Source organism: Vaccinium witches'-broom phytoplasma str. VAC, from assembly GCF_000309405.1.
Classification (GTDB): Bacteria; Bacillota_I; Bacilli_A; order Acholeplasmatales; family Acholeplasmataceae; genus Phytoplasma.
This window is the reverse complement of sequence record NZ_AKIN01000123.1, coordinates 1-314: the sequence shown is the minus strand read 5'-3', so window position 1 is coordinate 314 and position 314 is coordinate 1. Positions and strand designations below refer to the sequence as shown.

1 pseudogene is annotated in these 314 nt (G+C 29.0%); it reads left to right on the top strand.

The features are described from left to right. Positions 1-314: pseudogene (locus RI68_RS03935) on the top strand (DNA double-strand break repair protein Rad50); the annotation flags it as partial.

Genomic DNA, 314 nt, shown 5'->3' with positions numbered 1-314 from the left:
ATTACCAAAGAAACTTTAGACTCATATCTTAACGACATCGACCGCGACCTAGCCAAACTCGACGCCGACCAAAAAGACTACCAAAAGAAACTAGAAGAATATAACACTCGTAATATTGAAGATAATTTAACGCAAGAACATAGAAAGTTAGAAAACATTATCGAAAATATTAATAAAGATAGAATTTCTGTCATTAATGATTACGTTCAAATAATTACAGAACTAAAAAATAAAAGAGACCAATTTAATAAAGAATCCGAAAAAGATAAGACAAGATTCTTACAACAAGAACAATTAGAAATAAAATTAGAACC